General features: G+C 62.4%; 17 protein-coding genes. 12 read left to right on the forward strand and 5 right to left on the reverse strand.

Annotation, left to right across the window (positions count from 1 at the left end; translation table 11 throughout):
- Positions 1-88 precede the first annotated feature (88 nt).
- The 6 genes from KBY95_RS13090 to KBY95_RS13115 all read left to right on the forward strand — a co-directional run bounded on the left by KBY95_RS13090 (position 89) and on the right by KBY95_RS13115 (position 7,666).
- Positions 89-2,230, forward strand: a complete 2,142-nt coding sequence (locus tag KBY95_RS13090) for an HAD family hydrolase (RefSeq protein WP_254965572.1) — start codon at positions 89-91, stop codon at positions 2,228-2,230.
- A gap of 22 nt (positions 2,231-2,252) precedes the next feature.
- On the forward strand, positions 2,253-3,092 hold the full coding sequence (locus KBY95_RS13095; protein ID WP_254965573.1) for an HAD-IIB family hydrolase: 840 nt from the start codon (positions 2,253-2,255) through the stop codon (positions 3,090-3,092).
- A gap of 4 nt (positions 3,093-3,096) precedes the next feature.
- The gene (locus tag KBY95_RS13100) at positions 3,097-4,002 is read left to right on the forward strand and encodes a PfkB family carbohydrate kinase (protein ID WP_254965592.1); all 906 of its coding nucleotides are present in this window, start codon (positions 3,097-3,099) and stop codon (positions 4,000-4,002) included.
- 4 nt (positions 4,003-4,006) lie between these two features.
- Complete coding sequence (locus tag KBY95_RS13105) at positions 4,007-5,959, forward strand: alpha-amylase family glycosyl hydrolase (RefSeq protein WP_254965575.1); 1,953 nt, start codon at positions 4,007-4,009, stop codon at positions 5,957-5,959.
- Between the two features lie 74 nt (positions 5,960-6,033).
- Complete coding sequence (locus KBY95_RS13110; RefSeq protein WP_254965576.1) at positions 6,034-7,002, forward strand: lytic transglycosylase domain-containing protein; 969 nt, start codon at positions 6,034-6,036, stop codon at positions 7,000-7,002.
- Between the two features lie 37 nt (positions 7,003-7,039).
- On the forward strand, positions 7,040-7,666 hold the full coding sequence (locus KBY95_RS13115) for an isoprenylcysteine carboxylmethyltransferase family protein (RefSeq protein WP_254965577.1): 627 nt from the start codon (positions 7,040-7,042) through the stop codon (positions 7,664-7,666).
- A 5-nt stretch (positions 7,667-7,671) separates the two neighbouring features.
- Here the strand turns inward: KBY95_RS13115 and KBY95_RS13120 are convergent, their stop codons facing one another.
- Complete coding sequence (locus KBY95_RS13120; protein WP_254965578.1) at positions 7,672-8,076, reverse strand: molecular chaperone DnaJ; 405 nt, start codon at positions 8,074-8,076, stop codon at positions 7,672-7,674.
- 46 nt (positions 8,077-8,122) lie between these two features.
- A complete protein-coding gene (locus KBY95_RS13125) occupies positions 8,123-8,389 on the reverse strand; it encodes a hypothetical protein (protein WP_254965579.1) in 267 nt (88 codons plus the stop codon).
- Positions 8,390-8,619: 230 nt separating this feature from the next.
- Between KBY95_RS13125 and KBY95_RS13130 the strand changes: the two genes are divergently transcribed.
- Positions 8,620-9,327, forward strand: coding sequence for a hypothetical protein (locus tag KBY95_RS13130; protein WP_254965580.1), 708 nt, complete (start codon positions 8,620-8,622; stop codon positions 9,325-9,327).
- A 78-nt stretch (positions 9,328-9,405) separates the two neighbouring features.
- On the forward strand, positions 9,406-10,080 hold the full coding sequence (locus KBY95_RS13135; RefSeq protein WP_254965581.1) for a M23 family metallopeptidase: 675 nt from the start codon (positions 9,406-9,408) through the stop codon (positions 10,078-10,080).
- 43 nt (positions 10,081-10,123) lie between these two features.
- Here the strand turns inward: KBY95_RS13135 and KBY95_RS13140 are convergent, their stop codons facing one another.
- Positions 10,124-10,540 carry a DCC1-like thiol-disulfide oxidoreductase family protein gene (locus KBY95_RS13140; RefSeq protein ID WP_254965593.1) on the reverse strand — a complete coding sequence of 139 codons (417 nt, stop codon included), beginning with the start codon at positions 10,538-10,540 and terminating at the stop codon, positions 10,124-10,126.
- A gap of 203 nt (positions 10,541-10,743) precedes the next feature.
- On the opposite strand from KBY95_RS13140, the gene KBY95_RS13145 reads away from it, so the two are divergent.
- The 4 genes from KBY95_RS13145 to KBY95_RS13160 all read left to right on the forward strand — a co-directional run bounded on the left by KBY95_RS13145 (position 10,744) and on the right by KBY95_RS13160 (position 13,105).
- Positions 10,744-11,046 (forward strand): hypothetical protein, encoded by a 303-nt coding sequence (locus KBY95_RS13145; RefSeq protein WP_254965582.1) that lies wholly within the window; start codon positions 10,744-10,746, stop codon positions 11,044-11,046.
- Between the two features lie 107 nt (positions 11,047-11,153).
- Positions 11,154-11,471 carry a DUF1830 domain-containing protein gene (locus KBY95_RS13150; RefSeq protein ID WP_254965583.1) on the forward strand — a complete coding sequence of 106 codons (318 nt, stop codon included), beginning with the start codon at positions 11,154-11,156 and terminating at the stop codon, positions 11,469-11,471.
- Complete coding sequence (locus KBY95_RS13155) at positions 11,453-12,487, forward strand: histone deacetylase (protein ID WP_254965584.1); 1,035 nt, start codon at positions 11,453-11,455, stop codon at positions 12,485-12,487. Before KBY95_RS13150 ends, KBY95_RS13155 begins: the two co-directional genes overlap by 19 nt.
- 39 nt (positions 12,488-12,526) lie before the next feature.
- Positions 12,527-13,105 carry a ferritin gene (locus tag KBY95_RS13160; RefSeq protein WP_254965585.1) on the forward strand — a complete coding sequence of 193 codons (579 nt, stop codon included), beginning with the start codon at positions 12,527-12,529 and terminating at the stop codon, positions 13,103-13,105.
- Between the two features lie 25 nt (positions 13,106-13,130).
- On the opposite strand, the gene KBY95_RS13165 is transcribed toward KBY95_RS13160, so the two are convergent.
- Together KBY95_RS13165 and KBY95_RS13170 are read right to left on the reverse strand one after the other, a co-directional pair.
- Complete coding sequence (locus KBY95_RS13165) at positions 13,131-13,403, reverse strand: hypothetical protein (RefSeq protein ID WP_254965586.1); 273 nt, start codon at positions 13,401-13,403, stop codon at positions 13,131-13,133.
- Positions 13,404-13,409: 6 nt separating this feature from the next.
- A partial coding sequence (locus KBY95_RS13170; protein ID WP_254965587.1) for a helix-turn-helix domain-containing protein occupies positions 13,410-13,864 on the reverse strand: 455 nt, incomplete at its 5' end.

A 13,864-nucleotide genomic window follows, 5' to 3' on the forward strand; every position in this document is an offset into this window, starting at 1 on the left:
TCCCTCGAATGGCACTGAGGCTTCTTCGCAAGGCTCAGCAAAGTGACTCGTTGTCACACTTCAACAGAGATGGAATGCAAAGCAGAGCATGAAGATGGAAGCCAAGACTCATTCCCTCTACATCCTGATGATCAGCATTCATGGCCTGATCCGAGGAGACAATCTTGAGCTGGGCCGCGATGCCGACACCGGCGGCCAGACCAAATATGTGGTGGAACTGACCAGGGCTCTGGCTCGCCAGTCAGCCGTGCATCAAGTGGATCTTGTCACCCGATGCATCAAGGATGCTGGCGTATCGCCGGATTACGGGACGCCAGTGGAGATGCTGGACCCTAAGGCACGCATCATTCGCATCACTGCCGGACCAGAGCTCTACATCCCGAAGGAAGAGCTCTGGGGTTATCTCGATGCCTTCACCGATGAGCTGTTCGCCTGGCTCCATCGCCAGCCCCGCCTGCCGGATGTGTTGCACAGTCATTACGCCGATGCTGGCTATGTCGGCGTTCGCCTCTCCCACCTTACGGGATTGCCCCTCATTCACACCGGCCACTCGCTCGGCAGGGACAAGGTTCGTCGGCTGCTTGCCCTTGGCGTGACCGTGGAAGAGATCCAGAAGCGCTACAAGATGTCCGAACGGATCAGCGCCGAAGAAGATGTGTTGAACAGTGCCAATCTTGTGATTACGAGTACGAACAATGAGATTGAAGATCAATACGAGCTTTACGATTGCTACACGCCCGAAAAAATGTCGGTCATCCCACCGGGAACCGATCTGAATCAGTTCCACCCTCCCGCCCCGGGGGATGCCCCGGCCCCATTTGCCAGCACCCTCAGCAAGCATCTCAGGGAGCCTGAAAGGCCAATGATCTTGGCACTCTCAAGGCCTGATCAACGCAAGAATATCGTCTCACTCCTCGAAGCCTATGGACAGTCAAAACGTCTCCAGCAGATCGCCAATCTTGTGATTGTGGCTGGGAATCGTAATGATATCCGTGAACTCAATGAGGGTGCCCAGAATGTCCTGACAGAGTTACTTCTTGTCATCGACTGCCATGAGTTGAACGGTCTGGTGGCGCTGCCCAAGCACCATTCCTCCTGTGACGTGGCGGACATTTACAGGATGGCAGCCTTCTCCAAGGGTGTGTTCGTCAATCCCGCCCTTACCGAGCCCTTCGGTCTGACCCTGCTTGAAGCGGCGGCCAGCGGACTGCCGCTCGTGGCAACGGAAGTTGGTGGACCGGTGGACATCATCGGAAATTGCAACAATGGTTTGCTGATTGATCCCCTTGATGAGGATTCAATCGCCAGCGCTTTGCTTGAGATTTTGGAAGATCGACAGCTATGGAAAAAATATTCGGCGAATGGCCTGAAGAACGTTGCCAAATACTATTCCTGGGAAGCTCATGCGAAAAGATATCTCGATAGGTTGAAGGAATTCGTGCTTCAGAGCCGGGTTGTTGCTCGGCCGGCCCCCCTCACAAAGCCTCCGGCCCTCCAGACCCGAACCTGCGCCATCTTTACAGCCATCGATAACACCTTGCTTGGCGATCCCGAGGCCCTAGGTCTGTTTGTGAAGCTGATGCGGGAACAGCATCGCAGGGTCCTCTTTGGCATCGCTACCGGCCGACGTCTGAATTCGGTTCTCAAGATTCTGAAGGTTCATTCCATCCCCATGCCCGATGTTCTGATCACCAGTCTGGGGACGGAAATCTATACCCCGCCCCAACTGACGACAGACATCTCCTGGACAGATCACATTGACCACCTCTGGACCCCGCAGGTGATCAAGCGCTTCATGGATCCACTGCCAGGACTGGCCCTGCAGCCGAAAGAACATCAGAGTCGTTTCAAGCTTTCCTATTTCCATGATGAGCAGGAGGCTCCCCCGTTGGAGGACATCCTCACCCTGTTGCGGCAGCATGAGCTTTCCGCCCATACCAGCCTCTCCTTCGGGCAATTTCTTGACTTCGTGCCCGCCAGAGCGTCCAAGGGTCAGGCCCTGCGCTATGTCGCTAACCAGTGGAAGATTCCCCTGGAGCGAGTTCTTGTCAATGGTGGATCTCGGGGTGATGAGGACATGCTGAGGGGTAAAACCCTTGGCGTGGTAGTGGATAGTCGACACCGCGAGGAGCTGGCCCAACTCAGCGATTCGGAACGGGTGTATTTCTCATCGGGGTCCCATGCCTCCGGTATCCTTGAGGCGATCGAGCACTATGACTTCTTCCATTGACGGCTTGAGTTCCAGTCCACCGATGCTGCAGCGGCTGCTCCTCTGTACGGACCTTGATCGAACCCTTCTCCCCAACGGTGAGCTTCCGGAATCCGATGGGGCCCGATGGATGTTTGCCCGTGTGGTCGCCCAGCCGGCCATTTCCCTGGCCTATGTCAGCGGCAGGCATCTGGAACTGGTGGAGGAGTCGATTCAGGATTATGAACTTCCCGAGCCTGATTGGGTCATTGGGGATGTTGGTAGTTCGATTTATCATCGGGGCCGCATTGGGTGGTCCCTGCTGGCTCAATGGACACGGCACATCGCCGAGGATTGGCAGGGATTCACAGCTGTGGAGCTGGCCGTGCTTCTCTCAGGACTCCCTGGGTTGACATTGCAGCCGGAAGATAGGCAGAAGCTGTACAAATTGAGCTACTTCGTCTCTCTGGACGCTGACTTGTCGGCGCTGAGGCGGGCCATCGGCACCCGTCTTGGTGAACACAGCCTCGCCGCCAACATGATTCACAGCGTCGATGAGCAGGCGTCGATCGGTTTGCTGGACATTTTGCCGCAACGCGCCTGCAAGCTCCGAGCCATTGAGTTCCTTATGCGAGAGCAGGGTTTTGACGCTGATCATACGCTGTTTGCCGGTGACAGTGGCAATGACCTGTCGGTGCTCACCAGTTCGCTGCCTGCGGTGCTGGTGGCGAATGCCCATCCTGCAGTGGTGGAACAGGCCACGGAAACAGCCAGGCGAAAGGGAACGGCTGACCGTTTGTATCTCGCCAGAGGTGGGTTTCTGGGCATGAATGGCAACTACAGTGCGGGCATCCTGGAAGGGTTGGGCCACTTCCATGCCGACGCCCTCTCGGAACTGGATTGATCTGATGCAGACGCGTTGCCCGATCACCATCTTCGGTGAAGTGCTTTTCGATTGCTTCCCAGATGGCACGGAGGTTCTCGGGGGGGCGCCCTTCAATGTGGCCTGGCATCTCAGGGGCTTTGGCCTATCTCCCTTCTTCGTCAGCCGGATCGGCACGGATGGTCACGGTGATTCCATTCGCTCCTGCATGCAGTCTTGGGGTCTGGAGAGTTCTTTTCTGCAGATTGACCATTCCCATCCCACTGGGCGGGTGCGTGTGACCATTGAGCATGATGAACCCCAGTACGACATCGTGCCGGAGAGTGCCTACGACTTCATTCAGTCATCGGACGTCCAGCAGCTTCCAGCCACGGGTCTTCTTTATCACGGCTCCTTGGCGCTACGCCATTCTGCCTCGGCGGCAGCATTGGCGGCCCTCAAGGCGAAGCATCGGGGCAAGATCTTCCTGGACGTGAACTTGCGCAGCCCTTGGTGGTCCCTGGAGTCGGTCCTCTCTTTGGTGGATGATGCTGATCACGTCAAACTCAACGCCGCGGAGTTGGCCTTGCTGGCGACGGACGAAACGCTGGCAGCGGATGACGCCAGTCTGACGGTGGCCATGCATCGCTTCGCCGAGTGTCACCTTCTGGAGACTCTGATTCTCACCCGCGGCGCCCAGGGAGCCCTGTTCTGGAGCGGCGGCGAGATTGTGTCCATCGGCCCCGCAGCCCCTACCCATGTTGTCGACACGGTTGGCGCGGGGGATGGCTTTGCCGCTGCCTTCCTGCTTGGGCTCAGCCAGCAGTGGCCGTCGTTGGAGAGCCTTGCCCATGCCCGCGACTTCGCTGCGGCCCTGGTGTCGCGCAGGGGAGCCATCATCGACGATCGGCGTGTATACGAGGAGTTTCTGAACACCTGGAGCCACAACTGACTCGATGTACGAACAAATCTCTCACTCTCTGCTGAACTCCATTCTGGATGATCTCCGTCCAGAAATTCGTCGTCAGGATCTGCGTCATTTCTATACCAGGTTAGGCGCCAACTTTTACGCTATCCATTCCCTGTTCGTCACGCTGTATGGTCACAGGGATGATTTCAAGTTCCAGCTTCTTCGCCTTGTTGAGACAATGGCGCGTGGCTATATCGACCGATCGCGTGAGCTTGAAGAGCTAGATATCCAAAGAGAGGATGACCACAACTGGTTTCTTTCTCAGAAGTGGGTCGGAATGGCCGTGTACTCCAATGGCTTTGCTGAGAATCTTCCAGATCTGGAAAACAAGATCAGCTATTTTCAGGAACTTGGTATCAACATGGTGCACATCCTGCCCATCCTGAGGTGTCCTGTCGGCAAAAGTGATGGGGGCTATGCGATCAGTGACTTTCGCGAGATCGATGAGAGAGTCGGCACCATCGACGACCTGCGGGATATTGCTGAAGAGTTCAGAAAACGAGAGATCCTGCTGGTGCTGGATATTGTGCTGAACCATACCTCGGATGAGCATGAGTGGGCCAGGCGAGCGATCGCTGGGGAGCAGCAATATCAGGACTATTACTATGTGTATGACAGCAGGGATATCCCTGATGTCTTTGAGCAAAGCATGCCCGAAGTATTCCCGGAGTCCGATCCCGGCAACTTCACCTGGAACGAGGCGATGGGACGATGGGTCATGACGGTCTTTCATGACTATCAATGGGATCTTAACTATTCCAATCCGGCCGTCTTCATCGAAATGCTGGATGTGTTGCTGTTCTGGGCCAACCAGGGTGTGGACGTTTTGCGTCTAGATGCCGTTGCCTTTCTCTGGAAGAAGCTTGGCACCACTTGCCAGAACGAGCGCAAAGCCCATCTCATTCTGCAGTTGATGAAGGACTGCTGCCAGGTGACGGCACCCGGGGTGCTGTTCATTGCGGAGGCTATTGTGGCGCCCACTGAAATCACCAAATACTTTGGCGAAGATGCCATTGTTGCCAAAGAATGTGAAATTGCTTACAACGCCACGCTGATGGCTTTGCTGTGGGACAGTGTTGCCACGCGAAATACCAAGTTACTTTCGCAGGGTCTCAAGAGCCTGCCGAACAAGCTGGAGCGGGCCACTTGGCTCAACTATGTTCGCTGCCACGATGATATCGGCTTTGGATTTGACGACCGGGATATTGAGCAGGTGGGCTATGAACCTCGGGCTCACCGCCGCTTTCTGGTCGACTACTTCAAAGGTGATTTTGACGCGATTCCCAGGGGCCTTGCTTTCATGCCCAATGACACCACTGGCGATGCGCGGATCTGTGGCTCCCTCGCGTCCTTGGTCGGACTGGAATCCGCGATTGAGTCAAAGGATCAGAAGCTGATCGCCACGGCTATCAGCCGTGTCCTGCTCTTGCATGGCATCATCCTTTCCTTCGGGGGTATCCCGCTCATCTACAACGGAGACGCCCTAGGTGTCTTAAACGATTACAGCTTCTATGACGATCCCAGTAAGTGTGGCGACACGCGCTGGGTGCACCGTCCGAAGATCAACTGGGACCAGGCTGAGCTCAGAAGGAAGCAGGGAACGGTGGAGTTCTCCATCTTCACCTCCATGAGAAAGATGATCGCGATCCGAAAGGAGATCTCCGCTTTCGCTGACTTCAACAACCGTGAGATCCTTCATCTCGATCATGAGCATTTGCTGGCCTTCGTGCGCTTCAACCACCTGAGGCCCTCGGAGTTGGTCCTGGTGGTGGCCAACTTCAACGACCAGCCGAGATTCTTTGATCTCGACAGTCTGGTGCCTTCGGTCTTCAACAGCTTCGATCGCCTGATCGATCTCTATTCGGGCCGCAGCCCGTCCCAGTCCGCCAGCCGCATCGTGCTGCAGGCTTACCAGTTCTATTGGCTGACCAAAACCTGAAGCCCATCAGGCCCAGGTGTTTGCCGCACCGGATCCGGCCCCCTGTCCCCAAGCGTTCCTGTCCCCCACGCTCGATGGCCCCCCTGCCCATGCGCGTCGTCACCCCGGTTCTGCTGGTCCTCCTGTTGGCCTCCACCGCCGTGGCGGTGACCAGCGTGACGGTCGAGCGTGCCCCCGGCGCCAAGTCCCCTGCGGCCCCGTCCCAGCCGCTGACGCCGTCGCTGACGGAAGGGACGCCCCGTTCCTACCCGCGCCTGCCGCGCGATCCAGTGGCCATCGCCGCCCAGCTGGCGGCCCTGGAGCTGGCCCTGCGCTCGATGGACACGCCGATCGATCAGCTGCCCGAACTGGGTCATCGCCAACAGGTGATCTACCGCCGTCTCGCCATCGATCCCTCCCTGGCCACCCGGGTGCGCGGATCTCTCCCCGTCCGTTGGCAGGGCGTATTGGACCGTCACCTGGCGGCCCGCCGGGAGTTCCTGGCCATGCATCGGGGGGGACCCCGTCCAGCCATCGTTCCCGCCTGGCGGATCATCCCACCGGAGCCCGCCGCCAACCTGCTGCGCTACTACCGAGAGGCGTCGGCTGCCACCGGCATCCCCTGGGAGGTTCTGGCCGCGGTGAACCTGGTGGAAACGGGCATGGGCCGCATCGATGGCGTCTCCGTCGCCGATGCCAGGGGACCCATGCAGTTCCTGCCCAGCACCTGGGCCGAGCGGGGAATCGGCAAGGGGGACATTCGTGATCCAGAGGATGCGATCCATGCCGCGGCCCGTTATCTGGTGCGTCGGGGTGGCCTGAAGGACATTCGCAAGGGGCTCTGGGGATACAACAACAGCAACCGCTATGTGCGGGCTGTTCTGCACTACGCGGAGCTGCTTCGCCTGGATCCCCAGGCGTTCACCGGGTTTTACCACTGGGAGATCCACTACGCCTCCGCCGCCGGCGATCTCTGGTTGCCGGTCGGATACAACCAGCCCCGACCCCTGCCCGTCACCACCTACCTGGAACGCTTCCCCGCTTCGGCCCCTCCCGACCGCTGAAGCCCCCTGCCAGCATGGAAGGCCCTTTCGGCTCTGGATGACCCAGCTGCAAGCGATCAACATCGCCAAGGTGACCACCATGGTGGCGCTGCTGATCCCGGCCCTGGTCCTGGGGCTGGATTCACCGCGGGTGGTGATCTACCTCTCCCTGCATCTCAGCTACTGCCTCTGGTGGCTGCTGGAGGAGGTGCTGTTCCCCTGGCGTTCCCGCCAGCTCTTCACCGCGGTGCTCCAGCCACTGCAGACCGTCGCGGTGGTGCTGTACGTGGGGGTTTTTTACGCCTTGCCGGGTTGGCTCGCCATGGCCAATGATCAGCCCCTGGATTCACTGACGATCGCCCTGGGGCTGACCTTCTACATTTTTGGATCGCTGCTGAATACGGCGGCTGACGTCCAGAAGGGAACCGCCAAAGAGCTAGGGGCCACCCTGGTGGCCGATGGGGCCTGGCGCCGGGTTCGCCACGTCAATTACCTGGGTGATCTGCTCCGCTACAGCAGCTTCGCGGTGATCGCCGGTTCCCTGTGGGCCTGGCTCTTGCCCGCCTCGGTGCTGGCGCTTTATCTGCCCCGCATGATCCAGAAGGAAGCTTCCATGGCCGAGCGCTATGCCGGTTTCGAGGCCTATCGCCGGAGCAGCTGGTGGCTGCTGCCAGGTCTGCTGTAAAGGCCTCAGCCGAGACCCCTTCCAAGCAGCACATCACGGGCCCCGTTGACGGCCTGCATGGTGTCGTGGCGTCCACCACGGTCGGGGTGATGCTCGGCGGCGGCCCGCTTCCAGGCCAGGGTCACCTCGGATTCCCGCAGGCGTCCCGCCAAGGCCAAGCCCAGTCTGGAGCGAGCTTCAATCGCCTCAAGACTGGGGCTGCGGCCGAGGGGACCGTGGTCGGCGGCGGAGAGGCCGGTGCCCTTCTTACGCCGCCCCTTGGTTCCAGCAGGTTTGCCTTTGGCACCGGAGCGGGACTTGGCAAAGCCCTTGGCCGGTGGGTCCTGCTCGCCGTTGCCTGAGGCGCTGCTGGCCTCGGCAGGGCGAAGCGACACCAGGGAAACGGGTCGGTCGAGCAGCGTGCGAGCCATGGGTTCAGATGCCAGCTCGGCCAGTTCGTTCGTTGATGGTTCGGATTCAGACCGAGGCGTCGAGAGTGGCGTCGAGAGAGGCGTCGATGGCGGGGGCCAGATCGATGCTCAGTTCGGCAAGAAGATCGGCGGCGAGGAGATCGGTGGTCTGCCCATCCATGGCCAGTGGATCGCTGGATTCAGCGCTGATCTGGGCAAGCTCAGGAGCCACCATGGCTTCAGGTGCCTGGCCACGGCCACCTGCCATCGCCGGGGCGATAAAGGCCAGGACCAAACCCACCATCAGGGCAAAAAGGAAGGAGAGGGCTCGCATCGGCCAACAGGAAGCAAATCCACCCTGTCCTAACACCGCTCTGGTCGATCGCGCTGTTGCTACCGAAGCAGCTCAGCTTGGGGCCGTCCCGTCATGTTGCTGCTGCGTCATCGGGTCATGGAGACAGAATCCAATGATGATTTCCTGGCACTGGTTCTGATCCTCGCCCAGTGTTTCCAGGACGGCGATCGGGAAAGCTGCTGTTGGATCCCCCACACCCTTCAACGGCCATGACAGAGCCCTCCCGTGATCCCCTGGATGAGGCCATCGCCTCCCGCCGGTCCCAGGATCCCCTGGTCGGGGCAAAAATCGGAGCTGAAGAGATCAGTCGCCGGCTTCTGCAGGTCATGGCAACGGACAGGGGTGTGCACATCGAATCGCTCCTGGCGGTGTGCGGTGCCCTGGCGGGCTACGCCTGGCAGGCCAGTCTGAGGGCCCGAGCCCAGGCGGACGGCCAGCCGCAGCCGCCGGGACTGCATGTGGTCGGCACCCGGAACGGCAACTCCTTTCTTGTGGGCGAAGGCCTGGCCCAGGGGTTGCTCCAAGACCGCTACTCCACCTGGGGCCTGGCCGCCGCCGCTGCCCAGCAGGCGGGTTGTACGGCCCTGCCGGATCCGATGCAGTTGTGGCGTCACGGGACGGCCAGCCTCGGACAGGAGGTGTTCGGTGTTCCGCAGGTTCCCATCCGGCACCAGCCTTCACCGGAGTCGTTGCAATCGCTGCCAAGTCTGTGGCCGGCGCTCTTGCCGTTGGTGCTGCGGTTCTGCCCAGACCCGGTGGAATGGCCGATCCTGTACGGCCTGCTGGCCCAGAAGGCCATCACCATGGGCCGGGAGGTGATTGATCCCTGCCTGGCCCTGCGGATCGTGATGGACACCGCCATCGCCAACGCCATGGTGATCGTGCCGGGGAGCCAGGAGACTCCCCCCGGGAGCTGAGCGCTGTCGTCCACCGGCGCCTTGGCAGCAGCGCCCAGGGGCGTTACGAAGGCCTTCACGGTCCCATGCAACAGGCGGATGGCCTCCCGGTTTCGACGCTTTCTGACCGCCATGGCGCTGCCTTGGCTGGTGCTGCTGCCGCTGCCCCTGCTGGCCACAGGGGAGCTCCCGCCTCGGCCGTCGGAGGTTCCCCTGGAGGTGCCGGTGGGGGATCTTGGACAGAACCACCGACTGCCGGAGTCGCTGCGCGCCCGCTACCGGCCGGCCGCGGCCGGGGCCGTCCCGGCTTTGGTGGCCGGGGCCCTGGGGTATCCCTTGGGGCAGCGGCCCACGGAACAGGCCTCCTTCGGGTGGCGGCTGGCCGACTCCCGCAACGCCTGGCGTCTGCACACGGGCCTCGATCTGATCGTTCCGGAGGGAACGCCCGTGTTCTCCGTGCTGCCGGGCACCGTGCGCCTGGTGGATGAGGTGGGCGGTTATGGGCTGCTCGTCGTGGTCGACCACGGCCTGGGGTGGCAGAGCCTCTACGCCCATCTGCTGGATGTAGCGGTGCTGCCGGGCGAGAGCCTGGCTGCGGGTCAGAGCCTCGGTCGGGTCGGCAGCAGCGGATCGGCCAGCACGGCCCACCTGCATTTCGAGTGGCGCCAGCGGCGCCAGGGGCGATTGGTGGCGGTGGACCCTTCGCCCTTGCTGCAGCCCCTCGGTACCGGCCCCTCGGTGGCGGGACGGCCGCCCTTGCCGCCGCTCCCCTGAGCTAACGGGCACGCCCAAGCTCCAGCGGGGCCCGCCCCATGGTTCAGGGCCGGTCAGGATCCAGCGGCAGTCCCTTCAAGGCCAGGGCCAGGCGCCGTGCCCCCAGCAGCAGGGGGTAGAACCGTGCGCTGCGGGATGGCCCGTCGAAGAAAGGAACCAGCAACCGCAGCAAGGGATCGCTGGGGCGCATCAGCGCGCACAGGTGCCGCACCGCCTCGGCTCCGTGCCAGGCCCGCTCTCCCTGCAGCAGAACCGCCCCATCAGCCAGCGGCAGACCCCGCTTCTGCAAATCCCGTCGCAGGTCCGTATCGGCCCGTCCATCAATGATGCGCAGGTTGGCAATCCCGCTGCGCAATTCACTGCTCAAGGCGAAATGGCGGCAGAACGGACAGCCGCCGTCGTAGACGAGCAGCAGCGGTTGGTGATCCGGATCGACCGATCGGGCGGAGGGCCCGCTCAGGGCAGATGGGGTGGGCACGGGACAAAAGCCGGGGAGTTGGGTGCGTTCACCCACGCTTCGATTCTGCTGGCGGCGGAGGTTCCATGGCGTGGGGTGCCCGCGGGTGCATTTCGGCAGGTCCTGACACGCCACGGGATTCTGTGGTCCTCGGCACCATCCGATTCCCCAGAACCGCTAGATCTTCTGCCATTGGATGAGGGGAAATGCTTACACCCAGCACCCGTCTGCGGCTCCAGGACATCATCGGCAGAATTGCCGATTCCCAGCCAATCAGTCTCAATGAGCGCATCTATGTTCAGAAATTTGCCAACCGTGATGCCAGCGTCTGGAGCTGGCTGCGGCGGGCTCAGCGGCAGCAGCGACGGGGTGAACCCGAAACGGACCTCGAACGCTTCATGACGCAGATGGATCTGGTTGAACCCAGTGACCCCAGCGGCTTCGATCCGAGCCGTGACGATCTGGGCGATTGGTTCTCCGGAGCGCCGACCTGGCTGAAGCGCAGCTGAGTCTCTCCCGACACGGTACAAACACTCATTGCCCGGCCTTCGTCGCATCGGCAACTGACAATCGGCAAGGTCCGTGTGTGGATGTCATGGACAGGATGGAGGGTGCCATGAACGCTTTACTTTGTAGCTACCGCAACTGTTCAGAACGCATGCGGATCATCCGCTGCTGTGGGCCGGGTGATTTCTTCCTGGAGCGGGTTGTTTTCCCCTTTGAGGTGCTCACCTTTCTCTGTCCTCCAGCCAGTGATGTCGAGGTCTGGGCAAGGGATTCAGAGGGCGTCTTCCTCACCGAACAACTGCCTGCTGATGCCATGGCGATGCAGCAGGATGGGGTGTCGCCCCGTCCGGAATGGTTGCCCCAGGTCCCGAGCCGAGCGGTGGGGGTCAAGGGGAACGCCAGCTCCGTGTGCCTGCTGCCCCGCTGAAGCCTGCCCCAGCGACGCCAGGCTCTGGCACCGGCCTTCTCTGCAGCGCTGCCTACCGGGAGCACGACACCGGAGCCTGGCACCCGGAATGCCCGGCTCGGGTGGACGCCGTGATCCAGGGCCTGGAGCGCGCCGGTCTGCTGAGCCGGTGTCAGCTGATCCCTCCACGTCCGGCCACGGAACGGGAGTTGCTGCGCTGCCACACCCCGCAGTATCTGCAGCGGGTTCAGGAAGACATCCTGGCGGGCCGGGACCAGCTCTCCACCGGTGACACGGCCGTCAGCCGCCACTCCGAGCGCACCGCCCGGCTGGCGGCGGGTGGGGTGCTGGCGGCTGTGGAGGCCGTCATGGAGGGGCGGGTACGCCAGGCTTTTGCGGTCGTCAGGCCCCCGGGGCACCACGCCAGCGCCACCCGGGGCATGGGCTTCTGCATCTACAACAACGTGGCCATTGCCGCCCGCCACCTGCAGGCGATGCATGGGCTGGAGCGGATTCTGATCGTCGATTGGGACGTGCACCATGGCAATGGCACCCAGGACATTTTCTGGCGCGATCCCACGGTGCTTTTTTTCAGCAGCCACCAGGCTCCCTTTTACCCTGGCTCCGGCACCCGGCTGGAGCGGGGTGAGGGGCCCGGAGCGGGCTTCACCCACAATTGCCCCCTGCCGGCCGGCACAACGGGGGCCCAGCTGCTGGCCGCCTGGCGCGAGGAGCTCGTGCACCTGGCCGAGGCCTTCTCCCCGCAGTTCGTGCTGATCTCGGCGGGCTTCGACTCCAGGGGCGGTGATCCCCTGGGGGATTTCCTCCTGGAGGACGGTGATTTCGCCGCCCTGACCCAGCTGCTGCTTGACATCGCCGCCGATCGGGCGGATGGGCGGTTGGTCTCCGTCCTCGAGGGTGGCTACGATCTTGCTGGCCTGGCGTCGGCCAGCGCGGCCCATGTGGCCACGCTGCTGGATGGATCAGTCGCCGGAGAACGGGACAGGGTCACTTTGTCGCCGAGCTCTTTACATTGATCAGGCGGTGAATGGGCCCTTCCCCCCTGCCCGATCTTCATGACCTCCTCCACCTCCTCCCAGCCCAAGAACGCCATTGCCACCGGGCCCGCTGGCAGGCCCATGGCCCAGCCCATGGACGCTGGTTTGCTGGAGGGGCTGCAAGAGCATCTGGGCCTCGAGCGCAAGGCCAGCGCCGCCTACTGGGCCATGGCCCTCTGGTTCGCCGAGCGGGAACTGCGTGGATTTGCCACCTATCTGATGCAGGAGTCCCGCGGGGAGCAGCACCACGCTGGCCTGGTGGCCGACTATCTGATTGCCCGTGGCCAGACGGTGGACCTGGGTGACCTGCCCGGCCCAGGGCAGCAGTGGAGCGATGCCGAAGCGCTCCTGGCAGACGCCTTCCGGCTGGAGGCCGATGTCACGGCCTCGTTGCAGATCCTCTATTCCATGGCTGAGCGCGCCGCTGACGTGCGCACCACCGTCTTCCTCGATCCGCTGATTCAGGGCCAGATCGCAGCCGAGAACGAGGCGGCCCACCTGTTGGGTCGGGTCCGCTTCGGTCGCCTGGAGGCGGCCTCCATGCTGCTCATTGATGGGGAACTTGCAGCTCAGCAGCCGGCAGCCACGCTGGCCTGAGCGGCCCAGCGCCAGCGCCAGGCCCTCAGATGGGCAAAGGCCTGCCGGCGACCTCCAGCAGGAAGGCGGCCCCGAGGGGATCGCGCAGGGGCAGGCCAGCCATGGCCCGGGCCAGGCGCTGAATTTCAAGCCGGCGGCGTTGCAGGCGCGTTGCTTCCCGGCCGAGGCGCAGGAGAAGCTTGGTGTCGCAGCAGGCGCTCAAGTGCCCGTTCAGCAAGCGCCAGCTCTGGTGCAGGTCGGCCATTTCGCGGCAGAGGCTGCCGATGAGGCTTTCGGAGGTCTGGGTCGTGGTTGACAACACAGCTCAGGCGGCCAGGGGAGCGCCATCCACCAGGGCCGGCGCCAGCCGCAGGCTGGTTTCACCGCTGGGGACCTGCAGCAGTTCGGCGGCCCGGATGCGGGAGATCAGCCGGGTGGTGGTCACCCGGGTGGTGCCGATCAGTTCGCCGATGCGCTCGTGGGTGAGGCGGAAGGGCAGGTCGCACCAGGGCCCGCAACGGCGCCCCAGCCGCCGCACCAGCAGCGAGAGCAGGGCATGCAGCCGCAGCTCGGCGCTGCCGAGGTGCCGGATGCGCAGCAATTGCAGCGTCCACTCGTTGACCGGATCAAAGCCGTGGCCCTCCAGCGGCTCCGCATCGCTGCGGAAACACAAGGGGGTGAGGGCTTCGATGCAGACGCCTTCGCTGCAGAGGCGGTCGGTGCGCAGCTGGTCGCCGGACTGGAGGAAGGCCAGGGTCATCCCCTCGGTCTCCTCACAGG

The sequence above is a fragment of the Cyanobium sp. Aljojuca 7A6 genome (genome assembly GCF_024346455.1).
Taxonomy (GTDB): domain Bacteria; phylum Cyanobacteriota; class Cyanobacteriia; order PCC-6307; family Cyanobiaceae; genus Cyanobium.